Origin of the sequence: Streptomyces sp. NPDC044571, from assembly GCF_040647115.1 — a bacterium.
In the GTDB taxonomy this organism is placed as follows: domain Bacteria; phylum Actinomycetota; class Actinomycetes; order Streptomycetales; family Streptomycetaceae; genus Streptomyces.
Genome location: NZ_JBEZBN010000017.1, coordinates 19327 through 43642 on the forward strand (window position 1 = coordinate 19327; position 24316 = coordinate 43642).

The window sequence follows — 24316 nt, forward strand, 5'->3', positions numbered from 1 at the left end:
CGGCGTCCACGGCCGTCCGCGCGGCTCGGCAGCGACCTGCCCGCGAGGACGACGAACACGTCACCACCCTCGCCGTCAGCCTCCTCGCCCTCATCGCCGTAATCACCGCCGCCGGCCAAAACCGCGAATGGCGCCCCCCAAGGGCCCGGCCACGCCGCCCCACGCGAATACGCCGTAAAACGGCGGGACCCGGCATGACGGGCCCGGCGATCGCCACCGCTGGCGGAGGGCGAGCGCCACGCCGAACGCGGTCGACAGGCCGAGATCACCCCGCCCACCACAACGGACATACCAGCGGCAGGCACTTGCCACGCCCTCAGCGGCACTCGGGGCCCCCGTTTTGGGGAGGGTCCCGAGCGCCGCTGTCTGTCTCCGGGCGCCGGCAGGCCACACGGGCCACCGGGGCAGCTCGGCTACGGGCGATGGGTTCCCTTGCGTACGACCTGGGGATCGTGGGTGCTCTTGCGGTTGCCGGTCTGCGGGTCGATACGGAAGACGCCACCGGCTCCCGTGACGACGTTCATGCTGTCCAACAGATAGAGCTGGTCTCCCACCGCGCGCACACTGGGCGGTGTCTGGGGCGTGCCGGTGGCGTTGCGGATGGCCTGCTTCGCCGTGAGCACGGCGTCGTGTGCCATGACCGCCCAACCGCTGGCCAGGTGGCTTTTGTCGAACTCCTGTCCGTAGTGGGTGCGGGTGAACTCGGTGGCGAAGTCCTGGTACAGGGTCTGGTCGGGATTGGCGCTGCTCGCGAGCTGGTCGGGATCGGCGAGCGGAACGTAGAGCACCGAGATGGGGGCCCCGGGGTCGTTCAGTCCCTCGGTCTTGGGGTCCAGGGTGGCCGCGTCGGAGCCGGTGACCACCGTGATCGGGGTGGTGCGGCACGGGCGGGCGTGCAGCTTCTCGATGAACTTCTGCAGGTACGTCGCGCGGCCCGCGTAGAACACCACGTCAGGTTTGGGGCTGCCGCACGTGTTGTTGGCGATGGTGGTCAGGCTGCTGTCCTCGGCGCCCTGCTGGACCGTGAAGTTGAACGAGAGTCCTCCTGCCTCCAGGTAGGGCAGCAGTCCGATATCCGGGTTGCGGATGGCCGCTTCCTGGGACCGCGTGTAGAAGTCAGGCCTTTCGTTCGGGGTGTACGGGGCGCTGACCAGGGCCGCGGTCTTCATCTCGGGATGCTTGGCCATTTCCTGGGCGAGTGCCTTGAACTGCGTGCTGACGTTGGGGGCCACCCGCACCAGGCCCCTGATCTCGCCGCCGCCGTCGATCGCACCGCTCTTGTCGAAGCCGTCCGCGGTCAGGAGGTCACCGACCATCGGGATGTGCGCCTTTGACAGGGAGCGCGCAGCGTCGAGCGACTCCTGCTGGCTCAAGCCCATCCCGGTCACCGCGACGAGCCTGTCGCTTCCGCCGGTCATCGTCTTGAGCTGGTCGACGACGGCAGGCCAGCTCTTCTCGTTGCTGCCCATGTTGGCCAGCACCAGCCGGATCCTGGGGTAGGCGTTGTCCTTGTTGGCCTCGTGCTGGGCGATGAAGGCCCCCTCGACCTGATGCACGGCACGGTTGCCCGTCAGGCTCTTGTCGCCCTTGGTCAACGGCGCCATCAGCGCCACCGTGACGTAGCCGCCGGCCTTCACCACCGCCTGGTTCTCGGCATCGATCGCAGCCAGGACCGGCTCCAGCTCCTTGCCCAACACGCCGTGCCCGTCGCTGCCGTCGGTGACCCCCGAACACTCCCCGCCCAGCACGGTGCGCAGCGCCGGGTTCGCGGTCCCGCAGTGGGCGCTGTACCACCACAGGCCACCGCCGACGGCCGGAGCCACGATCGCTGCCGCGGTCAGCCCGACCAGCCAGCGCCGGGGCACAGGCCGGGGAAGCCGGTCACGCACGGAGCGAAGAAGCCGGGCTGAACCGGAGGACCCCTTGATTGCGGAGTCCTCATCCCCAGTCAGGACCGGAGGATCCGTCTGCGGGGGCATGGCGTCCTTCGGGGGCACGGCGTCCTCCGGTTCCCCCAGAGGGGCCCGGCCGTCTGCCACGGCCTGCCAGACCTTCATCCACAGGGCCTGGTCCGCTTCCTCTATCCCGCAGACCCTGAGCAGCTGCTCCACGAACTCGGCCTTCGGGAGCTTGTCCCGGGACAGGGTCGCCCCCACGGTGGCCTTCGGAAGCGGCAGACCCCTCAGCTCTGCTGCCTTGCCGGCGACCTGGTCCAACGACAATCCCATGGATCTCGGGACGCCGGCGAGCAGCCCGCGGAACTCCTGGTGGGTTTCTACCGTGTACAGCTGCTCCCGCCAGGCGGCAGCGCCGCCGGGCCCCGACAGGCCCGTCACGCCGCTCCCCCCGGAAGGGCCGCAGCGGGCCGGTCAAGCCACGAACTGATCTGCACGGCCGCGCCGGCCGCAACCGTGACGAGTCCGAACGCGTCGAGCATGGACTGGCCGGACTTCAGGAGGGCGACGACGACCGCCACCACCACCACGAAGACGACCACACGAAGGCCGCCGGAGAGCGAAGCCGTCCCGCAGGACGGGGCGTCGGCAGCAGAGCGGCTGTGACGCCGGGAAGATCGATGAACGTGCATGAGAAAGCCTCCTGGGCGACGTGGCATGCAGGGCCAGGCCCGAGCGGTGCTTTACCGGAGCGCCGAGTTACGGACCGTGATGAAATACAAGCGTGGGGTGATCGGCCCTGGCAAGCACTTGACCCCGCCGGAACGCTCAGCCCCCAAATCCGTTCCCAGCAGGGCGTTCCGCGCCCGAACGGTCAGGATTCCGGCCCCGATCACGAGGTGCCGCAACCGGTGCCGCAACCGGTCTGCGGGCGTTCCGCACACGGCCCCACCGCCCTACCGTCCAGGACGCTGGCCTGGCCATTTGGCATTCGGAACACGGCGGAACGGCCATTGGATCTTGCTATTGCCCGCCGACCGTGGTGAGACTGAACGTGTGCAGCCGCTCCCCGGGGCGGCCACGGCCGTGAAACCCCCCGTCAAGTCCTCCTGGGCCAGGCGCGGACACCCACGGAATATGAGAGGGCCCCTGTTACCGGCAGGGGCCCTCTTCCGTACACGCTCCGCAACCACCGCCGCCATTCCGAACAAGCCCCGCGGATCCCCGCGATCGTACCGACCGCACATGCCCCGGACACGATAAAGACATAAACGCACCCTCAGCCCCCAGTGGCCGATCGACGAGCTGCTCCCTACCGCGTAATTCCGCTGGACACGTGCCCGTGCCCCCTCCGCGCGATGCCGGAAGGAGCACGGGCACATTCGGAGCGAGCCAAACGGCAGGCGCAGGAGCTCAGTGGCCGCAGGCCGGCTTGGGGTGGTCGAGGTAGGCCCAGGTGTCCGGGCCGACTTGTCCGTCGGCCTTGAGGCCGCTGCAGGCCTGGACCGTCTTGACCGCGGCCTCCGTACCGGAGCCGAACTTCGCGTCGACTGGGAGGGACTGGCCGTAGGCGTAATTGAGCAGGCACTGGATCTGGCTGACCTTGGACCCGACCATGCCCTTGGCCATGGTCTGCGTGCGGTCCCAGTTGTACTTGCAGTTCGCCGCGCCAGCCGCCCCGGTGGTCGCCGCCGAGGCCGGAGGTGAGGACGTGCCCGAGAGCCGGGACGGGCTTGACGTGGCGCCCGCGCGCGACTCGGGGGGTGAGGGCGGGTTCTTGGAGGAGCCCGTGCTCGGTCGGCTGCTGCTCGCCGCGCTCCCGGCCCCAGCCGGAGGCTCGCTCTGTGACTCTGTTGAGGGCTCAGCAGAGCTGTGACCTGAGCTCTTGGCCTCAGGGGTGCCTTGATCTGCAGTGGTGGCTATCAGCCCGGCCGCACCCCCGAACACGACTACCGCGGTAACGGCCGCGATCACGTACGCCCTCGTGACGTTGGACAGGCCGCCCTTCCGTGCGCCCGCACGAGCGGCGGACGGGGCGCTGCTGCCCGGAGACGGAGGCCGGGCCGGCTCCGTGCGCTCCGCTGATGGCGGAGCTGGAGCTGGAGCAGGGGTGGGAGCGGGAGCCGGCGTCGGGGCGGCCGCCGAGGTGGCCTCGGCTTGTTCTTCCTCCGCCGGCTGCGCCGTGTTGTCCGCGGCCGGGGTGTCGGGTGCAGGCTCCCGGTCGCCCTTCCCTGTCGGCTCCGCGGTCGTGGCGTCCACGGTCGGGGGGTTGACCGCCGAGCTCTGGCCGCCCGCCTCCATCGGCTCCGCCGTCGTGGTGTCCGGTGGCACTGGAGTCGCGGTGGTCGCGCGCTGCTCCTCCACCTGCGCGGCCTTCCACAGGGCAAGGAGCCGTTCTGCCTGGTCCTTGGCGTACTTGCGGCAGAAGGCCTCCATCGGCCCCCGCTTGGGGAAGGCGACTCCTTCGCCGCGCAGGAAGCGGCGCCAGGACGACCTCGACCACCGCGTGTTGCGCTCCAGAGCGTCGAGCGTCAGCTCCTGTTCGTCCCTGATGCGGCGCACCCGGACACCGGCAACCTCTACAAGTACAACGGTCAGTGGAGCGCCGTCGGCGGCCCCGGCGCCACGTTCGCCGTCACCGACAACAACCTCTACGGACTGACCCCCGACCGCGCCTCGGTGGTCGAGTACGACGCGGGCAAGAAGAAGTGGAACAAGGTCGGCGGGCCCGCCGGAAACATCTTCGCCAGCAACACCCTCTACGCCACCAGCCCCGGCAGCGGCGACCTCTTCAAGTACAACGGCCGCCCCGGCCTGTGGAACCGCATCAGCGGTCCCGCGGCTGCCTTCGCGAGCAGCGGAGACCACCTCTACCGCCTCGCCACCGACCACCGCTCCGTCCAGAGGTACAACGGCAATGGCGTGACGGAGGAGTGGCGCACACTCGGGGCACCCGCAGCCGGCCCCGCCCCGTCACCCGAGGAGAAGACCGCCCTCTACAAGAGCCTGAACCAGCCCGGCGACGACAGCCGCAAGGCCTGGACGACCGCCCGCAACGAACACCTTCGTGGCGTACCCGACCCCTACGAATTCCGGTGGTCCACGAACTACTGCAACTACTCCCGCGACATTCCGTTCAAGGAGTACGACTTCCGGGACGCGTGCGCCCGGCACGACTTCCTGTCCCGCAACTACCGCGACATGTACGGGGAGAAGGCCTTCCGCAACAACCCCGACGGCCAGAAGCACATCGACACCATTCTGCGGGAGGACATGCGCGACACCTGCAAGAACAGGGCCCCCGTTGTGAAGCAATCGTGCGAGGGCACTGCCTGGACGTACTACACAGCTGTGGCAGACGTCTCGGCCATCCCCGACAGCTTCAACCCCAAGGAATGGTTCACGGAACTCGCCGAGGGATTCGCCGGGCCCCCGTGGATGCGATGACCCGACCCGTCACGCGCGGAGAAGCCTGCCTTCGTCAAGGATCTGAACGACCCGCGGTGAATACAGCCGCAAGGCCTTCCAGAACAACGACGACGGCCACAACCACATCGACGTGATCTTGGAAGACGACACACTCGGGACCCCAAGGACCAAGCACTACCCACCTGCCCGGCCAGCACCCAGCTGGCCGGGCAGACGCAGTCCCGGGTCGGGCGGAGCCCCCCGCATCCACCGCGTGCAACAGCTCCGTCGTGCCCCGCACCAGCGCGCTGCCGTTCCGAATCCTCGAACGCCTACAGACTCAGCGCCACCCGCACGCCCACTCCGGCGGCACTCCTCAGCAGCACAACGGCCCACGCCTTCAGTAAGACCACAACATCCCGAGAATCACCCGCTTCTCAGGTGGCGCCGACCTTCGCGGCCTCTGCGGCGTCGGCCGCGTGGGTGGCGGCCGGTCGCGGCGTGCGGACGAGCGGGACCGTCGCGCACGCGGCGAGCAGGGACGCCACGGCGACCGCGTACCAACCCTGCTGGAACGCGGCGACGACGTGTTCGGGGGCCGGGGTGCCGAGGATGCCGACCAGAATCGCGACGCCGAGGACCGCGCCGATCTGGCGGCCCATCGAGGTGATGGCCGAGCCGGTGGCGAAGCGGGCCGGCGGCAGGGCGGCCGCCGACGCCCCGGTCAGGACCGGGAGCGTCATGCCGACGCCGAGGCCGGTCAGCATCATGCCGGGCAGGAGCGAGGCCGCGTAGGCCGAGCCGGTGTCGAGCGTCGCGGCCCACCACAGGATGCCGGCCGCGAACAGGACGGTTCCCGCCAGCGCGATGCGGCCCGCACCGAATCTGGCGACGGCGGGCCCGATCCGCAACGCGACCGGCGGCACCAGCAAGGGTCCCGGCGCGATGGCGAGGCCGGTGCGCAGAGCCGAGTAGCCCCACACGCCCTGGCACCACAGCACCGCGCCGAGCAGCATTCCGGCGAACGCGACGGTGAACAGCGTCAAGGCGGCCGCGGCGGATGCGAACGCCGGAACCTGGAGCAGCGGCAGTTCGACGATCGGCACGGGGTGGCGGGCCGAGCGCAGGACGAACCAGACGCCGAGCAGCACCGCGGCAGCCAGGCTGCCGAGGGTGCCGGTGCTCGTCCAACCCCAGTCAGGAGCCTTGACCAGGCCGAGCGCGAGCGTTGCGATCGATCCGGTGAGAAGGGCGGCGCCGAACAGGTCGGGCAGCGGGCTCTTCTCCGCCCCAGCGCGTCCGGGAGACGGCAGCACCTTGACACCGAGCGCGAACGCCGCGATGCCCACCGGCACGTTGACGAGGAACACCCAGCGCCATCCGGCCTCGGCCAGCAGCCCGCCGGCCACCGGCCCGAGTCCGGCGGCGATCCCGCCGATCGACGCCCAGGCCCGCACCGCCCCGGCGCGCTTCTCGGGCGCCGTCGTGTCGAGCAGCAGCGCGAGTGACGTCGGCATCAGCAGCGCAGCGCCGGCGGCCTGCACGAGCCGTGCCGCGACCAGCGTCCCGACGTCGGGAGCGAGTGCGCAGCCGACCGAGGCGAGGGTGAACACCGCCAGTCCGGTCAGGAAGACCGGCTTGTGGCCGGAGCGGTCGGCGACGCGGCCGGCGACTACGAGGAGCGCCGCGAAGACGATCGCGTAGCCGTTGAGGACCCAGGAGAGGGAACCGAGACCGCTGCCGCCGAACGAGCGGCCGATCGCCGGGAGGGCCACGTTGACGATGAAGAGGTCGAGGTTCGACATGAAGACCGCGGCCGTGACCGTCGCGAACACGGCTCGGGACGCCCTTTGTGGGTTTGAAATTCCAACTCTCATGGCCCGGAGGCTAGCCGTGTGGGTTTGAAAACGCAACGCACTCGGGAGAGGATGGGAGACGTGACCTCGAACGCGACGCAGGGCAAGAACTCGGTTCCGCACCCCGACGTGCCCGGACGGCCGTGCTCCGTGGCCGCCGCGCTGCAACTCGTCGGCGAACGCTGGGCCCTCCTGGCGATCCGCGAGATCTTCTACGGCAACCAGCGCTTCGACCAGATCGTCCGCAACACCGGCGCCCCCCGCGACCGCCTCGCCGCCAGACTGCGCGCACTGGAAGAGGCGGGCGTGGTCGAGCGCCGCGCCTACAGCGAGCGCCCATTGCGCTTCGAATACCACCTCACGGAGGCCGGCCGCGATCTCGCACCGGTGATGCGCGCGCTGCTGGCCTGGGGTGATCGCTGGGCGGTGGACACTCCGCCGGTCGCCTTCCGCCATCGCGGCGGGCCCGGCTCCGACCACGACACCGAGCACGACCTCGATCTGACGTCGACGTGCCGGACCTGCGGCGAGGAGGTCAGGCCGGGAGGAATCACGATCGACGTGCGGGCGCCTGGATGGGATCGGGCCGGACCGATCGAAGACTCCTGAACCCAGCAGCGATCCCAGCAGCGATCAGGAGGGAAGGGAACGCCTCGATCGGACCTGTGAAAGATCCGGGACGTCTATCACGGGGGTAGCTGCTGTCAGTCGTGTGCCGCTACAGGTCAGTTGGCCGCCGAAGGCTACGAGGCCTTCGGCGGCCTGCTGCTGGACTGGACGGGCGGATCGCCATGACCGTGTTCCCGGCGGGATTCGTGGCTTACTACTTGTCGACGGCGTTGGTCACACGCTGCCAGCTGTCCAGGTCTGCGATCCGTGCCTCCAAAGCGGGGCGCATGCTCGTCGCGCTGGAGGCGCCAAGGGCCAGGCGCAGCGGCGGGTTGGGGCTGTCGACCGCGGTCCGGATGCCTGCGACGATCCGCGCCGCGGCGGAGAACGCGGACGCCGGCAGCTCTCCGATGCCCTTCTGAACCTCGCGGACGGTCTGGTCGTAGTCGCCCAGGCCGGCTGCGACATCGAGGTTGGCAAGGAAAGGGGTCGCGGTCAGCCCGGGCTGAATGATCGTGACCTTGATGCCGAGCGGTGCGACCTCGGCCGCGAGCGCGTCAGACAGCCCCTCGACCGCGTACTTGGTGGCGGCCAGCAGACCCACGCCGGGATGGGCGGACTGCCCGTAGACCGACGAGCCCTGGAGGATGTGCCCGGACCGCTGGGCGCGGAGCACCGGCAGCGTTGCGCGGAGCACGTTGAGCACTCCGAAGACATTGGTGTCGAACACGGCACGGACCTGCGTGTCGGAGGCCTCCTCAACGGCTCCGAACAGTCCGTATCCCGCGTTGTTGGCCACCACGTCGATACGGCCGAAGCGGGCGAGCGTGCCTTTCACCGCGTCCCGGGCGGCTTGCTCGTCACGTACGTCCGCCTGGATGAGAAGCAGGCGCTCACCGTGCGCTTGCGCCAGTTCGTCCAGGGAGGAGGTGTCGCGGGCGAGGGCCGAGACGGTGTCGCCGCTCTGCAGTGCCTGGAGCGTCAGTTCGCGGCCGATGCCGGACGTCGCGCCGGTGATCAGCCATGTGCGGAGGTGGGTCTGGGGGTTGGATGTTCCGTTCATGTTGCGACCGTAAGCTGTTAGCTCGCAACGGGTCAACCTAGATCGGCTGGGGAGTTACTCTCTAGATGGATTAGCACCGCTCACGCTGATGTACTGTGGGAGGATGATCACTGCGGCAGCCGGATCCCCCAAACCCAGCCCTCGCACCGTCACGCCGACGGTGGAGACCGTTCTCGCGTTCGTGAACACGCGCGCGGACGGATCGGGTCGCAGAGAGTTGTTCGGGGACGGGGACTCGTTCGCGGCGTGGCTGGCGGAGCGCGACGAGTTCGGCGGCGAAACCGTGGTGACCGACGCTGACGCCGCGGTCGCGCGCGAGCTGCGTGATGCCCTGGTGACGGTGCTGCTCGCACACTCGGGCGATGAGGAGAGCCTGGGTGAGCCGCTGCTGCGCGCCGAGCGGCACCTGCGACGTGTGGGGTCGCTCTACCCGCTGGCGACGGTGGTCACGGCCGGCGGCGTAGAGCTGGCCTCGCCGCAGGCGGGGGTGCCGCGCGTGTTCGGAACCGTACTGGCTGCGGTGACGACGTTTGCGCAGAGCAGCGACTGGGGGCGCATCAAGGCGTGCCGGAACCCCCCCTGCCATTTCGGCTTCTTCGACCGCACCCGCAATGGGGCAGGGCTGTACTGCAGTACAGGCTGCGGCTCCCAGGTGTCCATGCGCAAACACCGCCAGCGGCAGCGCCGTGGCAATGGTGCGCCGTCCGAGGGCGAGGCGTGAGACCGCCCTTCCCACGAGGATGATGAACATCCCGACCGGCCCACCGGCAAGCGCAAAGGCCGGGATCCTGACCTGGCCGGCGTCTACCGGGCGTCCGGCCGTCGCCGAGCACGAGACCGGCCACTCTGACACTCTGAGCTACTTGTCACTTCGCCGGAGTTTCTCGGGAGGACAGGGCCTACCAAGGCGAGGGCAGGCGGTGGCTGGAGCGGTTGCACCGGAGCTCGTGATGACTGGTCAACCGGTCCGTCGCAGACTCCGGCTCCAAGATCCCCTCCACACCGGATACGTCGGTCCAGGACTCCACTCCCCCGCCTTGGCCAGGTCCGTCGTCATCGGGGCGAGCGTCCACGGCGCCGTCAGGCCGGGCCGGCGGCGCCACGGGCTCGGGCAGCGGCCCGGCGCTGCAACGCCTCGAACGACAGCCGGCCCGCTGCGGCGTCCCAGACGACCGGTTCGCCGTCCAGCTCACGAGCTCCGGGAGCGCTGACCTTCGCCGTGAGCCCAGCCGCGTGAGGTCGGCAGCGGTGCGGTTGCTCCGCGAGTACGAGGCGACCGCTTCTCGGGCACGGAAGGCGGTGCCGTCGGTTGTCTCAGCGGCTGGTGGGTGCGTTCCAGTCGACCAGTTGGACGATGACGCCGTTGGGGTCTCGGACCTGGAAGGCGCGCTCGCCCCACTCCTCGTCGGTCAGCGGCATGGTGATCGCGACGCCTTCGGAGCGAAGGCGCGCCAGCTCGCCTTCGAGGTCCTCGACGACGAAAGCGAGGATCAGACCTGCGGCGTGCTCGCCGCGCTGGTCTGCCGGGAGGCTTTCCAGCCCCCGCCGCAAAAAGATGACGTTCATGCCGACGTCGTCGCGCGTCAGGGACGCGAAACCGTCCGCCGCCATTTCTTCGCGGAACCCGAAGTGCTCGATGAGGAAGGCGCTGGATGCGGGGACATCGTCGACGTTGAGCGACACGGCACTAGAGGTGATCTTCATGAAAACTCCTCCGAGAGATCGCATGAGCCTATTCTCTGTACGCAGTACAATGTACACCGTACAGAGTTCGGATGCGAGAGGATGACCTCGTGCCAACGGAACGAACCAGCTCGGGCGACCCGGCCCACACCCTGCAACTGCTGTGGCGCGACTCCTCCTCCGACCGTCGCCGAGGACCGCGACGGGGGCTGAGCATCGACGCGGTGGTCGAGGCCGCCACCGCCGTCGCCGACGCTGAAGGCCTGGACGCGGTGACCATGCGCCGGGTGGCCAAGGAACTCGGCGTCGTGCCGATGACGCTGTACACCTACGTCCCCGGCAAGGCCGAGCTCCTCGACCTCATGCTCGACGCCGCCTACGCCCGCATGCCCCGCACCGACACCACCGGACAGCCCTGGCGCCAACGCGTCACCGCCATCGCCGAGGAGAACAAAGCCCTCTTCGAACGCCACCCATGGGCCGCGGCCGTCTCCACCATCAGGCCTCCGCTGGGGCCGGGGCAGATGTCGAAGTACGAGCACGAACTGTCCGGGCTCGACGGCCTCGGCCTCAGCGACGTCGAGATGGATGACTGCCTGACCCACCTGCTCACCTTCGTGCAGGCATGCGCCCGTGCCGTCGCCGACGCCCGCGCCGCACAGCACGACAGCGCCCTGAACGACCAACAATGGTGGGAGCTGAACGCCCCGCTCCTCGCCCGGGTCCTCGACGAGAACGCCTACCCCACCGCCGTCCGCGTCGGCGCAGCCGCAGGCGCCGCACACAACAGTGCCCACGACCCCGCCCACGCCTACTCCTTCGGCTTGCAACGCGTCCTCGACGCCTTCGCCGCCCTGATCGACCGAAGCGGAGACGCGAAGACGTCGACTTCCTCGCACCGGCACGACGCCACTGCCCCTGAGCCGGCCCCCTGAGTCGCAGCACCTGCCGCCGATGCCCCGGCTGGGGAACTCGGTGCGGAGGTCTGGCTCTTCTCCGAGCACAGGAGGGTGGAAAGAGCCTCATCAGTCCAGCTGGAGGGTGTATCGAAAGTGCCGCCATGCGCCTGAGCCGTGTGCGCCAAGGCTGAGCGCAACTCGGTGGCGTCTGGAGTGGAAGTGAGGAAGGCTCGCGTGCATGGTTTCGGTAGTGCAGAACGTGGCGATTGACTGTGCGGATGCCTACGAGCCGGCCCGGTTCTGGAGCAGAGTGACTGGCCGTCCACTGCATCCGGAGGACAAACCGGGTGATCGGGAGACTCAGGTGCTGCCGGCGGAGGGCCCAGTGCTGTACTTCAACCAGGTGCCCGAGTCCAAGAAGATCAAGAATCGGATCCATCTGTGTTTGCGCCCTGAGACATCGCGTGAGCAGGAGGTGGAACGGCTGCTCGACCTCGGTGCCACCTTGGTCACCGATCACCGGAATCCCGATGGCTCTGGCTGGGCAGTCCTTGCTGACCCCGAGGGCAACGAGTTCTGCGTTCTTCGCAGCGAATCCGACCGAGCTGCGATGGGTTCCTGACGCCCAGGCGCCATCCTGGCCGGTTTGGTATGCCCGCTGGGCACAGCCACTAGGCCGTTTCCTTCGGATCATCTGATCGTTTGTTGATGTGTGTCGTTGACTGATGCCCAGTGGGCACGAATCGAGCCGTTGCTGCCGGACCGTACCCCTCGGCGGGGTGGGCGGTGGCGTGATCACCGGCAGGTGATCGACGCGATCGCGTTCAAGTACCGCACCGGGACCCCGTGGATGGACCTGCCCGAGCACTTCGGCTCGTGGAAGGGTGCCCACAACCGGTTGCGCATGTGGGCCGCGGACGGGACCTGGGCGAAGGTCTTCACCGCCCTGCTCGCCCAAGCCGACGCCGAAGGCGACCTCGACTGGGTCGTCGCCGTCGACTCCACCGTCGTCCGCGCCCACCAGCACGCCGCCGGCGCCCGTCAAAAGGGGCCCCGCCCGGCGAGCCGGCCGACCATGCCCTCGGACGCTCCCGCGGCGGACTGACCACAAAGATCCATCTCGCCGCCGACAGCCGCTGCCGGCCGCTGGCCTTCGTGCTCACGCCGGGCCAGGCAGGTGACGCACCCGCGTTCCCACAGGTCATGGCCCGCTTACGGGTGCCCCGGCCGGTCGGGAGGCCGAGGACGAAGCCGGACGCGGTCCTCGCCGACAAGGCGTACTCGTCCCGCGCGATCCGTTCCCACCTCCGTCGACGCGGAGTCCGAGCAGTGATCCCGCAGCCCGCCGATCAGGCCGCCAACCGCAAACGCCTCGGCAGCCGCGGAGGCAGGCCCCCGGCATTCGACCGCGAGGCCTACAAGCAGCGGAACACCGTCGAACGCTGCATCAACAAGCTCAAGCAGTGGCGCGGCCTGGCCACTCGCTACGACAAGACCGCCACCATCTACCTCGCCGGACTCCACCTCGCCGCCATCTTCATCTGGTCAGCAAGGTGATCCAAAAGAAACGGCTTAGCCGCGCTGCAGGGGCAGTGCTCGGACCCTCGGCCTGGTGCGGGCCCGCGCAGTGGACCGCGCGGCGATCGTCGAGCACCTCATGTCCAGGCGTGGGGGCGTGAGCGGGCCGGAGACCCGGCACGCCCACCGTGCATCAGGTCGCCAGCGCTTCGCGGAGCGTTGAGGGCTTGAGTGCGAAGGCGTCGCGGATATCGCTGTCGTCCACGAGGAACGGACGCTCGGACATGTAGCTCATCTCGGCGAACTCCCGCCACAGCGGGTCGCTGAAGGACAGCAGCGTCATATCCCGTTCGGTGAGCGGCTCCAACCGGGGTTGGGGCGCTCCGTGGACTTCGGCGAGCTCGGTCGCGGCCTGGCGCAGGGTCGTGGTGATGACCGGGGCGTGCCAGGCCCGTCCCCAGGCCCGCTCGTCGCCACTGACAGCCACCAGCGCCGCTGCGACGTCCTCGGTGTACGAAAACGAATGCGCCGCATCGGGATTGCCATGGACGAGCGCCAGTTCACCCGCGTGGACCCGAGGCGCGACCAGCAGCGTGAACGCTGAGACTGCGCCCGGGCCCAGGTACTGGCCGGCTCGCACTTCGGTGACCCGCAGCCGTCCTTGGTCGTGGGCATCCTTGGCCTGCCGCCACAGCTCGGCCCTCACCCGGCCCTTCCGGGTGTGCGGGGCCATCGGGGTGCGTTCGGTGACCAGCCCGGTCGTCTGCTGGTAGCCGTAGTGGTTGCCGAGCATCACATAGTCGGCCCCGGCCCGCTCGGTCGCGGCGAGGATCGAGGCGAACAACGGCGGCATGGTCTCTGGCCAGGTGTGGTAAGCGGTCATGGCGGCGTTGATGACCGTGGTCGCTCCGGCCAGCGCCTGGGCCAGTTCGTCAGTGCGGCCCGCGTCCAGGGCGATCCGGGTGATGCCGGGGTGTTCAGGACCACTGCCGCTGCGGGTGATGAGGCGGACCTGCTTGCCGCTGTCGGCCAGTTGCCTTGCGGTCGCGATCCCGGTCGCGCCTGCCCCGATGACGACTGATCCAGCCATGACGCTGTCTCCTTCTCCTCAAGAGTGGAACGCTTCCCTGAAGAGGGAAACGTGGTCCATTCGGGCCCCGATTGCCTGCCCAACTCTGCTGTGTGAACGGGGGGTAGGGTCAGTGGCCTGATAGCCACGAGGTCCAAGGATCCAGCCATGCATCGTGTTGCCGTCCTGGCCGTCCCTGCGGTCAAGCCCTTCGACCTGTCCATGCCGTCGACGCTGCTCGGCGCCGCCGAAGTCGACGGGCGCCCCGGCTACGAGGTGACGGTGTGCACCGCCATGCCCGGCACGGTCGCCGCTTCCGGTGGCATCGAGGTGGTGATCCGCCACGGCCTTGAGGCGGTCGCGGCGGCGGACACGGTGATCGTTCCCTCGACGGCCAGCCGGCACGACGCCGAGCCGGCCGCACTGGACGCCCTGCGGGGGGCGGCCGCCGCAGGCAAGCGCGTTGCCTCGATCTGCAGCGGCGCCTTCGTCCTCGCCCAGGCCGGGCTCCTGGACGGCCGTGCTGCCACCACCCACTGGGCCCTGGCCGAGGAACTCCAGCGCACCTTTCCTTCGGTACGCGTGGACGCCGACCGGCTGTTCGCCGAGGACGGAGCGATCGTCACCGGCGCGGGCTCGGCCGCCGGGATCGACCTGTGCCTGCACCTGATCAGCTCCGACTACGGCGCGGCCGTGGCCAACGCGGCAGCCCGCGCCGCCGTCGTCACCCCGGTGCGCCACGGCGGGCAGGCGCAGTTCGTGCAGACCCCGCTACCAGCCAGGACCGACTCCCCCTTGGATGCCGCCCGCGTCTGGGCGCTGCAGCATTTGGACCAGCCGATCTCCCTGCACGAGCTGGCCGGTCAGGCCAGGGTCGGCGTGCGGACCCTGACCCGCCGTTTCACCACCGAGACTGGTGTGACCCCGTTCCAATGGCTGCTCCAGCAGCGGCTGCTGCGGGCCCGCGAGCTGCTGGAGACCACCGATCTCACCGTCGACGATGTGGCCCACCGCAGCGGTCTGGGCTCGGGCGAGTCACTCCGCCAGCACCTGAGCCGCCAGATCGGCATGACCCCGGCCGCCTACCGAAGCGCCTTCACTCAGCGCCCCAGCATGAAGACCGGTCGGTGAGCGAGGATGACCCACCCTGAGGGAGGGGCCAGTTCATCGACGCCCGCGACCGGCAGGGAGGTCACCGCCACCCCGATCGGAAGGACCTGCGGCACCGCCCGCCCCTCTTCTTCGGCGGCGGCCGCGGTGGTGGCCGGCAAGCCAGGACTTCGTCAGCGAACACCCGCGTCCCGAAGGCTGCCCACGCGACCCCGGAGAAGATCGACCAGCATGTCGAAGCTGGTCGGGGGCGGCGTGGCGATGGCGTAGGGTGGGGTTCACCGACGCGGGGTGGAGCAGCTCGGTAGCTCGCTGGGCTCATAACCCAGAGGTCGCAGGTTCAAATCCTGTCCCCGCTACTGAACGTCGAAGGGCCCAGATCCCCCAGGATCCGGGCCCTTCTGCCGTAGCGCAGCGCGGGCGGGCATCGCGGCACTCTTCGCTTACTCAAAACGCCGATGGCACAGCGGCTCGCCACGCCACTGTGGGTCAGGACGTCGAGGAGGGCGGCAGCCGCGCGGCGCGAGTCGGGTGTGGATGTCCAGCGACTGCTGCGGTACCTCAATTGTTCCTCAGAAGGAGCGATCTTCCCTTCCCGGCCCGTGGATCTTGCGCGTAGCGTCTAGCCCAGCAAGAGCGGCCGCGGGGGAAGCGGGCAATCTTCAGCCCTTTCCGGCAGCCGACCACTGCCACCGAATAGAGGCCCTCTTGCCGACTGTACAGACATATGGGGAGTTCTGTTGTTTGCACGAGGGCAGTTCCTTTCAAAGGCTCGTATCGGCGCTGTAGTCGCAGCGGCCGCTCTGGCCGTCACGGTGGGCCCGGCCGCTCACGCTGCCACGCCGACCGACGCGCAGATCAGCGCCGCACTGAAGCGGCACGGTGACGGCACGTGGACCCAGGCAGACGTCGCTCTGATCCGCTCGATCCCGTCGCTCGCCGCCGTGGTCGAGGACGTCACCCGCCCGGCGGAGGTCACCAGCGCCTCCGCCGTCCTCACCGCCGGCGGCCAGGCGGTTTCCGCCACCGACGGTTCGGCGCTGACGGCCAAGCAGCTCGCCGACGTCATGCCGCCCGCCGACGCCGTACCCAGCAATCCCGCCGAGGTGGTCACGACCGCCGCGGAGGGAGACACCGCCGCCGCGACCACCTCGTCCCTCACGGGCATCACGGGCGGCTCGTGGAAGATGACCCACATCACGCACACGCACCGCAGCTACTCGGGCGCGATCATCTTCAAGTACCACACGTACGCCAAGTTCAACTACGGCGGCGGCAAGGTGCGCGCCTGGGGCGAGCGGTACGACGACTTCACCGACGAAGACCTGGTCGCCCAGGTCAAGGTCACGCCCAAGCGGCTCGTCGACACCAAGTCGGCGACCCCGGCATCCTCCGGTTCGTCGATGATGAAGCGCGAAGTGGACCTGTGCATCTTCAAGTACGGCTGCTACGCCACTCTGCACCCGTGGGCCCAGGTGAAGGTCTGGGGCAACGGCAAGACCGCAATCGGCGGTAGCGGCGTCTGATAGGCGGCGATTTCCCGCTGTCCGACCCAAGGCAGAATTCAGAGGGGTTTTTCCGTCGTATCCCGGCGGGGAAACCCCTCTGCCCTTTAAGAGCCGGCATCGCCTTCCGGTGCGAGACGACCACGGGGACGTACACGCGCCCCCGTGACCCCGACCGAGCTGGCCATGAGCCAGCCGCACCGCTCGACGGCTGGCCCCACCCGCTCTCAGCCGGCGGCCGCGGTCGGACCCGCCCCGAAGCGGGGTACGTCCTCCACCGCCGTGTCCAGCCGCAGACGTATGAAGCGCAGTGGGTGGCGGAAGACGCCGCGGTCGATGGCGGTGTCGGCGCTGATCTCCGCCACCTGGTCCGGGCGTCGGCTGCGGTCAGGTGCTCGCCGACCTGTCGGGCTGCGTCCGGGCGTAGCGGGACTGTGCGGCCGACCGCGCACAGCCGGTCGCCGAGCCCTGGGCTTGGCACGGCAACGCCGGCTGCCGGGCGACATCGCGGCCTTTACCGACCTCGACGCCGTCGCCTTCGGCATGAGCACCGACTGGTCCTCCGGCCCCGCCGACCACAGGCCGCGACGGTCGTCACAGCGAGCTGATCACTGTGATGAGAGACCGGTCACCGCCGCCGGATCCGTCAGTGATTGCGCCGGTCATCTACCTGAACCTCCAGATGCGGCCAGGCCGTGGCCAGGCGCGAAAGGTCGCCGGCCGCCGGCACGGTCACCGAACCCAACGACCCGTCCGGCCTGAAATGGACCAGCGTCCCGGTCGTGCCGTCGACCTCAAGGGGCTCAAGACCAGTGACGGGGACACCGTATTCGTAGCGCTGAGTCCAGGCCCCGTTGAGGCGGCGGTTGGTATGGGCGAGCCACTCGCTGAGCGCCGCAACCACGGACATGCCGCGCCGAGGATGGCCGTCAGGCAGAGACTCGACCTGCGGAAAATCGAAGAACCGGAGGTCCTTCGTAGCCATGACCGGCTTCTTCACCCTCCGGCCGTGCTCGTCCACACGGGTGTCAGTGCCCCGTCCGTCATCCCGGACGGACAGGGAACCGTCGGAATGGAGAACGACGACGCAGCATCCCCCGCCCTTGCTTGACGCTTCGTCGGCGGCATAGGCGAGTACCTCAAGGACGAGGTGCCAAGGTCCATCCGGAGCGAACTCCGCGGGGCTCTGTCGGATCTGTGCCAGATGATCCGCATCAACGACGCTGGACCAATCGTGCGTCGTGTTGACCCAGGAAGCCCTCGACATGTCCATCAGACAAGTATCCCGCCTGGTGTCGCATGTTCTCCGGCTGCCCGGTCATGCTGCGAGGTGCGCCTCCTCGCGCATCCGCTGCGCCCATTCGCCGTACGCGCGCAGGGCCGGATGCCAGAGCCACCACTGGAGCGGACTGTGCTTCAGGGGGGCGGGCGGCGGTTCGTTCATGGCCTTGTGCCAGGCGGCGAACCAGAGCGGCAGCAGGTGGACGGAGACGTGGCAGGCGTCGAGGAAGGCGATGTACTGGTCGATGCCGGTCGGTAGGGCGCGTGCGGTGATGATGGCGTGAGCCGTGCTGTGGGGAAGGATGTACGGGCCGGCGTGCTGGGCCATGGCGCGGACCGTGGGCCTGCCGGCGTACGCGTATGCGTCGCGTAGGGCCCCGCTCAGGTCCGCCTTGTCGCGGAGGAGCTCGGGCCGCGGCGCGATGGTGGACCTCTTGGCTTGGCGCGCCCTCAGCCTCAGTGCCTGCGCCGCACGCTCGTGGAGTTCGCGCGCGTGCCGTACGAGGATCGGGTCCCCGCCGCAGACGGCCAAGAAGTGGTGGACGAGGTCCCAGGGGGGAAGGGTCTTGCCCGAGGTGGCGCGTTTGAGTGCGGAGGCCGACCATGCGGTGCGCGTGGCGAGCCGGGCGTAGGGGATGGCGCCGGCCTTTGTGCGCGCGCCGCGCAGGAACGCCGCGAGGTCGCCGAGTTCCTGGACGGTGTAGTCGACGGGTGCTTCGGGGCGTCCCATGGCGCGGCCCCCCTCAGTTCCCGGACCCGTTGGTGAGGGCGGCGTTGAGCAGGCGCCGCAGGAGGCCGCCGCCGCTTCCCTTTCCGCCGGTCTTGATGTTCGCGGAGATCAGGACGGCGACGCTGACCGAGCCCGCGCCGCCGAGGAGGATGAGGATGTCCTGCACGGCCATGTGCGCGGTGAGGCTGAGGATGACCGCCGCCGCGAGGAAGGCGGTGATCACGAAGGCGTGCGCCATGCCGAAGCGGACGCTCGCGGTGGAGGGCGAGGGGGTGGTGGGGGCTGATGCCCCGCCGGTACGGCTCATTGAGGCTCCCTTTGTACCCGGGCGGCGACCTTTCGGCCGCCGCCCGGCTGCCACTGGCTCCAACTGGCCGCGGATCGCAGGGCGATTGGCGTCACCCGAGCAGCGATACACGTCCACTCAACCGACAACCATTCCAGTCCCGGAGCACCTTTGGAGCAGCCCGGAAAGTTGGCCCGACATCTGTCCATGCCGAACCGGGCCGCTGGGACAGCCCGACCCGGCCTGACCTGCGGCGAAGAGCCGGACCCGGGGATTGGCTCCGCATCCGTCCACGTAGGGGGCCTCAAGCTGCCCGTACGGAGGGCCGAAGATTGACCTCGAAAGGTGGGGGGAACCGGGGAGGCCGGACCCGACCTATGCGCCCTGACTGCTACTGGCTCCAACCATGGCTCGCACAGGGACATTGCAGGTCACGTTGGCGCGTGGACTGCCGCGAAAGCCGATGACGCCCTTTGGCGGTCATCGGCTTTTGTGTGTTTGGGCACCCGTTGTGCCGCGGAGTCGGCCGTGGCCGGGTGGCTTCCCTTGTACGCGAACGGGGCGGCGTACGCCGACGGGGTGTCGGGGTGCGCCGCCCTCGGGGGTGTCACGGGGTTACTTGGGGTCGTCGTTGAACTTCGAGGTCGACCAGAAGTAGCCGAGGATCGCGAGGCCCAGGCACCAGATGAGGGCGAGCCATCCGTTGTTGCCGATTTCGGTGCCGAGGAGGAGTCCGCGCAGGGTTTCGATGGCAGGGGTGAAGGGCTGGTATTCGGCGATGGGCTGGAACCAGCCCGGCATCGAGTGGAGGGGGACGAAGGCGCTGGACAGGAGCGGCAGCAGGATCAGGGGCACTGCGTTGTTGCTGGCGGCCTCGGCGTTGGGGCTGATCAGGCCCATGCCGACCGCGATCCAGGTGAGCGCCGTGGCGAAGAGCACGAGCAGTCCGAAGGCCGCGAGCCATTCCAGGACGGTGGCATCGGTGGAGCGGAAGCCGATGGCCACGGCGACGGCGCCGACGAGGACCACGCTGATGACGGACTGCAGGACGCTGCCGATGACGTGCCCGATGATCACGGAGCCGCGGTGGATCGCCATCGTGCGGAAGCGGGCGATGATGCCCTCGGTCATGTCGTTGGAGACGGAGACCGCGGTGCCGATCGTGGTGCTGCCGATGGTCATCAGCAGGAGGCCCGGGACGATGTAGGCGATGTACTCGGAGCGGTCCGGAGTGCCGCCGCCGATGCCTGCGCTCATGGTGTCGCCGAAGATGTAGACGAAGAGCAGCAGCAGCATGATCGGGGTGAGCAGCAGGTTGAGGGTGAGGGACGGATAGCGCCGGGCGTGCAGGAGGTTGCGGCGCAGCATCGTGGTGGAGTCGCGTACGGCGAGGGAGAGGGAGCTCATCGGGCGTTCTCCTTGGGCTGGTGGGGGATGGCGGCGCCGCCGGTCAGGGCGAAGAAGACGTCGTCGAGGTCGGGGGTGTGCACGGTGAGCTCGTCGGCTTCTATGGCGATGGAGTGCAGGCGGTCGAGGAGGGTGCGCAGGGCGCGCTGGGTGCCGTCGCTGGGGATCTGGAGGGCGAGGGATGCGTCGTCCCGGGAGGCCTCGTGGAGGGCGGAGGCGGCGCGCTGGTACGCGGACGGGTCGGTGAAGCGGAGCCGGACGTGTCCGCCGGGGACGAGCCGCTTCAGCTGCTCGGCGGTGCCCTGGGCGGCGATCTTGCCGTTGTTGAGCACGGCGATGTGGTCGGCGAGTTCGTCGGCCTCTTCCAGGTACTGGGTGGTGAGGAAGACGGTGACGCCGTCGGCGACGAGCTCGCGGATGATCTGCCACATGTTGTGGCGGCTGCGCGGGTCGAGGCCGGTGGTCGGCTCGTCGAGGAAGATGATCCGTGGGTTGCCGACCAGGGTCATGGCGATGTCGAGGCGGCGCTTCATGCCGCCGGAGTAGGTGGAGGCGGGCTTCTTCGCGGCCTCGGTGAGGTCGAAGCGCTCCAGTAGTTCGGCGGTGGTCTGCCGGCCTTCGCGCTTGGAGAGGTGGTGCAGGTCCGCCATGAGGAGCATGTTCTCCTCGCCGGTGATCAGGCCGTCGACGGCGGAGAACTGGCCGGTGACGCCGATCGCGGCGCGCACCGCCTGGGGGGCGGCGGCCAGGTCGTGGCCGCCGATGTGGATGGCGCCGGTGCCCGGGTCGGGGGAGACGAGGGTGGAGAGGATCTTGACGGCGGTGGTCTTGCCGGCGCCGTTCGGGCCGAGCAGGGAGAAGACGGTTCCTTCCGGGACGGCCAGGTCGACGCCGTCGAGGACCGTCTTGTCGCCGTAGGACTTGCGCAGCCCGTTCGCCGCGATGGCCAGGTTGGTCATGAGGGGTGCTCCTTCGACGGGCTGCGGACTACAGGCTGCGGGCGGTGATGTCGCCGTAGGCGGTGGTCGCGTGGATGCTCAGGCCGGCGGCGGCGCCGTCGGTGTTCTTGAGCGCGTTGTGGATCCGGCCGTAGGAGGTGCCGGCGTCCAGAGAGGCGGAGACTCCGCGGGCGGCGCCGACCGAGATCCCGCCGTACTCGGTGCGCAGCGTGACGGTGCCGTGCACGGCCTCGGTGATGTGGAGGTCGCCCTTCTGGGTGCTGATCTCCGCGGAGCCGCTCAGGCGGCCGATCGAGATGTCGCCGGAGGCGAGGGTGAGGCGGGCGCTCGCGGATTCGTCGAGCTTGACGGTGCCCAGCGCACCTTCGAAGGCGACGTCGCCGAGCCGTCCGACGCCGCGGAGCTCGGCGCTGGCCGCCTTCGCCTCGATGCGGGAGCCGGCGGGCAGCTGGACCGTCACCTCGACGGATCCGGAAGGGCCGAGGATCCGGTTCTTCGCCGCCGGGGCCTCGATCCGCAGGACGCCGTCGCGGTATGCGACCTCGATCTGCTCCGCCGCCTTCACGTCGCGGCTCTTGGAGGGGTCCGCGGGGAGGATCTCGACGGTGGTGTCGGCTCGGTCGGCGGCGATGAAGCTGATGCGGCCGGCGGGGATGTCGAGGACGGTCGAGACGGCGGCGGGGGTGTCGAACTTCTGCACGGTGCTCTCCTTCGTGTGCAGCGTGCGCCCTGCCGGCCCGCTGCTTTCTGATGATGGAAAGCTACGTTGCATTCATAGATACAGCAACGCCATCGTTGCGTATAGATGTTATTTATGCAGGTCATAGGCATTAAATCGTTGCAATGGTTTGGTGTTCAATGCAACAACGCCTGCGGTAGCGTTGCAATGAACTGGGAGTGAACGCTATACTGGAGGCACCTCAGACCACGAAGGAGACCGCGATGCCGGGAGGCAGGCTCACCCAGGAGGAACGCCGGCAGATCGCGGTGGGACTGGCCGACGGCCTCGCGTACGCAGAGATCGCCAGAGGCCTCGACCGTCCGACCTCGACGATCACGCGCGAGGTGATGCGCAACGGCGGCCCCACCGCCTACCGGGCCGACCTGGCCCACCGGGCCACCGAACAACGCGCCCACCGGCGCAGGCAGGCCGCGCCCCGAGGGCCGCAGGCGCCCGAGCAGGCCCACGGGCGGGACGCGGAGGCCGTGCGCCAGTACGAGGAGACGTTCACCACCATCCTCATGCAGACGGGCGCGCCCAAGATGATGTCCCGGGTCCTGGCCTGCCTGTGCACCAGCGACTCGGGCAGCCTCACCGCGTCCGAACTCGTCCAGCGCCTCCAGGTCAGCCCGGCGTCGATCTCCAAAGCGATCACGTTCCTGGAGGGCCAGGGCCTCGTCCGCCGGGAACGCGACGAACGCCGCCGCGAGCGCTACATCGTCGACGACGACGTCTGGTACCAGTCCATGATGGCCAGCGCCCGCGGCACCACCCAGGTCGCCGAAACCGCACGGCAGGGCGTCGCCGTCCTCGGTGCCCACACCCCGGCCGGCGCCCGCATGGAGAACATCGCCCGCTTCCTCGACTTCGTCACCGAGAGCATCACCCGCGCCGCGAACCAGGCCCGCGAAGTCCTCCACACGAAACCCGAAACGGTCTCCGAGGGCGCTGCCACGCCGGGTTCGGAACGCTGAGGGGCGGCCGCACCGGCGGCAGGCTGCGCGGGAGGCTGGTTGTCAGTGGCGGGTGCGACGCTGGGGCGTACCGCTGAACCGCCGGGATGGTGAACCCGGTACCGAGCAAGGGGATGTCCCATGTCCACACCCGTCCAGTTCACTTCCGGATGGTGCGCCTCTGATCTGGGCTCGTACCGGCCCTGCGAGTTCACCTACGAGGTGTATCCCCTGGAGAGCCTGCCGGTCGTGGACTCCGCCCGCCTCGACGGCGGTTTCGGATGGCTCGGCGGTCCGGACGCACCGGACGAGCAGCCGTCCGGGCACCGGGACCGCCTGGCGGCGATACAGGCGGAGCTGGCGGCCATCGGCCTGCACCTGCCCGAGGACTTCCGGACCTTCTACGGCAGCGAGCGCCTGTGCCGTGGGCTCGACGAGGTGTCGGTGACGGCCTGTTGGAGCGATGTGTCCGACCCGCTGCCGAGCCCCGCCGAGGACGGCGCCCGCCTCATACGGTTCCTGAGGGACCAGCAGGACTGTGTCATCTGGTACCTGTACCTGCGGCCCTCGGGAGAGACGTTCGTCGTCTGCTCCCATCTGGAGCTGGAAAGCGCCTACGCGGAGGTCGGGGAGGAGCACCTGGACGCGCTCCGTGCGGCGGCCGCGGCCTCGCTGGTGCGGTGCGCCACCACCTTCGAGGAGTTCGCCTACCGGTTCGTCGCGGAGAACGAGCTGTGGATGCACCTCAACGAGAGCAACCAGGACGGCACGCTCGCCCCTCATCTGCAGGAGTACCTCGACCACTACGCAGCTGCGGCCCGCTGATACGGCCTCGGGGGATCAGGCGGCGAAGGTGACGGCGGTCAGGGCCAAGGCGCAGGGGCGCCAGCACGAGTTGGTCGGGCTCTTGTACCGGGCGAACTTCGCCGAGGAGCGCTCCCTCTTCAACGATGACGAGCGGCTGGTCGAGCTGACCGTCGAGGCCGGGCTCGACGCCGGTGCGGCCCGGGCGGTGCTCGCCGATCCCAAGGCCTGCGCGGAGGACGTGCGGGCCGATGAGCGGGAGGCGGCGCAGCTGGGGGCGCAGGGGGTGCCCTTCTTCGTGTTCGACCGCACGTACGGGGTCTCCGGGGCCCAGCCGGTGGACGCCTTCTCCCGGGCGCCGGCGGAGGCGTGGGGGAGCCGGTCGCCGCTCCAGGTGGTGGTGGAGCGGTGCGGGCGGCGGGCACGTGTGCGGTCTGGACGGCTGCCCGGCCCCGCACTGAGCCGGCTCTGCCGTCGGGGGCGCGGGCGCGGTGTCCTCCCTCACCCTCGACCCGCGCCTGCCCAGCCCCTTCACTCCGCACGGCAAGCCGCCCACCGGC

The 24316-nt window shown here is 69.4% G+C and carries 22 protein-coding genes, 1 tRNA gene and 4 pseudogenes; 13 read left to right on the forward strand and 14 right to left on the reverse strand.

The window, feature by feature from the left end:
* Positions 1-413: 413 nt before the first annotated feature.
* The 3 genes from AB0B01_RS11630 to AB0B01_RS11640 all read right to left on the reverse strand — a co-directional run bounded on the left by AB0B01_RS11630 (position 414) and on the right by AB0B01_RS11640 (position 4457).
* The gene (locus tag AB0B01_RS11630; RefSeq protein ID WP_361715998.1) at positions 414-2336 is read right to left on the reverse strand and encodes a hypothetical protein; all 1923 of its coding nucleotides are present in this window, start codon (positions 2334-2336) and stop codon (positions 414-416) included.
* A complete protein-coding gene (locus AB0B01_RS11635; RefSeq protein ID WP_361716001.1) occupies positions 2333-2587 on the reverse strand; it encodes a hypothetical protein in 255 nt (84 codons plus the stop codon). The genes AB0B01_RS11630 and AB0B01_RS11635 overlap by 4 nt, the downstream gene beginning before the upstream one ends.
* A 721-nt stretch (positions 2588-3308) precedes the next feature.
* Entirely contained in the window at positions 3309-4457 is a 1149-nt protein-coding gene (locus tag AB0B01_RS11640; protein ID WP_361716004.1) for a peptidoglycan-binding protein, read from the reverse strand.
* Positions 4458-4574: 117 nt separating this feature from the next.
* Here AB0B01_RS11640 and AB0B01_RS11645 point away from each other — a divergent pair, with 117 nt between their 5' ends.
* Complete coding sequence (locus AB0B01_RS11645) at positions 4575-5342, forward strand: phospholipase A2 (RefSeq protein WP_361716007.1); 768 nt, start codon at positions 4575-4577, stop codon at positions 5340-5342.
* Between the two features lie 398 nt (positions 5343-5740).
* Here AB0B01_RS11645 and AB0B01_RS11650 read toward each other — a convergent pair whose 3' ends face one another.
* Positions 5741-7138, reverse strand: coding sequence for an MFS transporter (locus AB0B01_RS11650; RefSeq protein ID WP_361716010.1), 1398 nt, complete (start codon positions 7136-7138; stop codon positions 5741-5743).
* A 102-nt stretch (positions 7139-7240) separates the two neighbouring features.
* Between AB0B01_RS11650 and AB0B01_RS11655 the strand changes: the two genes are divergently transcribed.
* On the forward strand, positions 7241-7768 hold the full coding sequence (locus tag AB0B01_RS11655) for a helix-turn-helix domain-containing protein (RefSeq protein ID WP_361716013.1): 528 nt from the start codon (positions 7241-7243) through the stop codon (positions 7766-7768).
* Positions 7769-7982: 214 nt separating this feature from the next.
* On the opposite strand, the gene AB0B01_RS11660 is transcribed toward AB0B01_RS11655, so the two are convergent.
* Positions 7983-8831 (reverse strand): SDR family NAD(P)-dependent oxidoreductase, encoded by an 849-nt coding sequence (locus AB0B01_RS11660; protein WP_361716016.1) that lies wholly within the window; start codon positions 8829-8831, stop codon positions 7983-7985.
* A 103-nt stretch (positions 8832-8934) separates the two neighbouring features.
* Between AB0B01_RS11660 and AB0B01_RS11665 the strand changes: the two genes are divergently transcribed.
* On the forward strand, positions 8935-9552 hold the full coding sequence (locus AB0B01_RS11665) for a CGNR zinc finger domain-containing protein (RefSeq protein ID WP_361716019.1): 618 nt from the start codon (positions 8935-8937) through the stop codon (positions 9550-9552).
* 593 nt (positions 9553-10145) lie between these two features.
* On the opposite strand, the gene AB0B01_RS11670 is transcribed toward AB0B01_RS11665, so the two are convergent.
* A complete protein-coding gene (locus tag AB0B01_RS11670) occupies positions 10146-10535 on the reverse strand; it encodes a VOC family protein (RefSeq protein WP_361716022.1) in 390 nt (129 codons plus the stop codon).
* An 89-nt stretch (positions 10536-10624) separates the two neighbouring features.
* Here AB0B01_RS11670 and AB0B01_RS11675 point away from each other — a divergent pair, with 89 nt between their 5' ends.
* The 3 genes and pseudogenes from AB0B01_RS11675 to AB0B01_RS11685 all read left to right on the forward strand — a co-directional run bounded on the left by AB0B01_RS11675 (position 10625) and on the right by AB0B01_RS11685 (position 12970).
* The gene (locus AB0B01_RS11675; RefSeq protein WP_361716025.1) at positions 10625-11449 is read left to right on the forward strand and encodes a TetR/AcrR family transcriptional regulator; all 825 of its coding nucleotides are present in this window, start codon (positions 10625-10627) and stop codon (positions 11447-11449) included.
* A gap of 202 nt (positions 11450-11651) precedes the next feature.
* A complete protein-coding gene (locus tag AB0B01_RS11680) occupies positions 11652-12035 on the forward strand; it encodes a VOC family protein (protein ID WP_361716028.1) in 384 nt (127 codons plus the stop codon).
* Positions 12036-12125: 90 nt separating this feature from the next.
* Positions 12126-12970: pseudogene (locus AB0B01_RS11685) on the forward strand (IS5 family transposase).
* Between the two features lie 154 nt (positions 12971-13124).
* On the opposite strand, the gene AB0B01_RS11690 reads toward AB0B01_RS11685, so the two are convergent.
* Positions 13125-14021, reverse strand: a complete 897-nt coding sequence (locus AB0B01_RS11690; RefSeq protein ID WP_361716031.1) for an NAD-dependent epimerase/dehydratase family protein — start codon at positions 14019-14021, stop codon at positions 13125-13127.
* 147 nt (positions 14022-14168) lie between these two features.
* Between AB0B01_RS11690 and AB0B01_RS11695 the strand changes: the two genes are divergently transcribed.
* The 3 genes from AB0B01_RS11695 to AB0B01_RS11705 all read left to right on the forward strand — a co-directional run bounded on the left by AB0B01_RS11695 (position 14169) and on the right by AB0B01_RS11705 (position 16636).
* On the forward strand, positions 14169-15131 hold the full coding sequence (locus tag AB0B01_RS11695) for a helix-turn-helix domain-containing protein (RefSeq protein WP_361716034.1): 963 nt from the start codon (positions 14169-14171) through the stop codon (positions 15129-15131).
* 264 nt (positions 15132-15395) lie between these two features.
* Positions 15396-15469, forward strand: a tRNA-Met gene (locus tag AB0B01_RS11700).
* A gap of 456 nt (positions 15470-15925) precedes the next feature.
* The gene (locus tag AB0B01_RS11705; protein ID WP_361716037.1) at positions 15926-16636 is read left to right on the forward strand and encodes a hypothetical protein; all 711 of its coding nucleotides are present in this window, start codon (positions 15926-15928) and stop codon (positions 16634-16636) included.
* 206 nt (positions 16637-16842) lie between these two features.
* Here the strand turns inward: AB0B01_RS11705 and AB0B01_RS11710 are convergent, their stop codons facing one another.
* The 7 genes from AB0B01_RS11710 to AB0B01_RS11740 form a co-directional block, all read right to left on the reverse strand.
* Positions 16843-16980 carry a hypothetical protein gene (locus tag AB0B01_RS11710; RefSeq protein ID WP_361716040.1) on the reverse strand — a complete coding sequence of 46 codons (138 nt, stop codon included), beginning with the start codon at positions 16978-16980 and terminating at the stop codon, positions 16843-16845.
* 281 nt (positions 16981-17261) lie between these two features.
* Complete coding sequence (locus AB0B01_RS11715; RefSeq protein ID WP_361716043.1) at positions 17262-17600, reverse strand: hypothetical protein; 339 nt, start codon at positions 17598-17600, stop codon at positions 17262-17264.
* Positions 17601-17933: 333 nt separating this feature from the next.
* Positions 17934-18626 (reverse strand): helix-turn-helix domain-containing protein, encoded by a 693-nt coding sequence (locus AB0B01_RS11720; protein ID WP_361716046.1) that lies wholly within the window; start codon positions 18624-18626, stop codon positions 17934-17936.
* 13 nt (positions 18627-18639) lie between these two features.
* Positions 18640-18933 (reverse strand): hypothetical protein, encoded by a 294-nt coding sequence (locus tag AB0B01_RS11725; RefSeq protein ID WP_361716049.1) that lies wholly within the window; start codon positions 18931-18933, stop codon positions 18640-18642.
* 594 nt (positions 18934-19527) lie between these two features.
* The gene (locus tag AB0B01_RS11730) at positions 19528-20319 is read right to left on the reverse strand and encodes an ABC transporter permease (RefSeq protein ID WP_361716052.1); all 792 of its coding nucleotides are present in this window, start codon (positions 20317-20319) and stop codon (positions 19528-19530) included.
* Positions 20316-21278: an ATP-binding cassette domain-containing protein gene (locus AB0B01_RS11735; RefSeq protein ID WP_361716055.1), complete on the reverse strand. Its 963-nt coding sequence runs from the start codon at positions 21276-21278 to the stop codon at positions 20316-20318. Before AB0B01_RS11735 ends, AB0B01_RS11730 begins: the two co-directional genes overlap by 4 nt.
* 28 nt (positions 21279-21306) lie before the next feature.
* Entirely contained in the window at positions 21307-21978 is a 672-nt protein-coding gene (locus AB0B01_RS11740; protein WP_361716058.1) for a DUF4097 family beta strand repeat-containing protein, read from the reverse strand.
* Positions 21979-22220: 242 nt separating this feature from the next.
* Between AB0B01_RS11740 and AB0B01_RS11745 the strand changes: the two are divergent.
* The 4 genes and pseudogenes from AB0B01_RS11745 to AB0B01_RS11760 all read left to right on the forward strand — a co-directional run.
* Positions 22221-22418, forward strand: a pseudogene (locus tag AB0B01_RS11745) (helix-turn-helix domain-containing protein); the annotation flags it as partial.
* A gap of 144 nt (positions 22419-22562) precedes the next feature.
* Positions 22563-22973 (forward strand): annotated as a pseudogene (locus AB0B01_RS11750) (MarR family transcriptional regulator); the annotation flags it as partial.
* Between the two features lie 120 nt (positions 22974-23093).
* A complete protein-coding gene (locus tag AB0B01_RS11755; RefSeq protein WP_361716061.1) occupies positions 23094-23777 on the forward strand; it encodes a hypothetical protein in 684 nt (227 codons plus the stop codon).
* 43 nt (positions 23778-23820) lie between these two features.
* Positions 23821-24217, forward strand: a pseudogene (locus tag AB0B01_RS11760) (DsbA family protein); the annotation flags it as partial.
* Between the last annotated feature and the right edge of the window lie 99 nt (positions 24218-24316).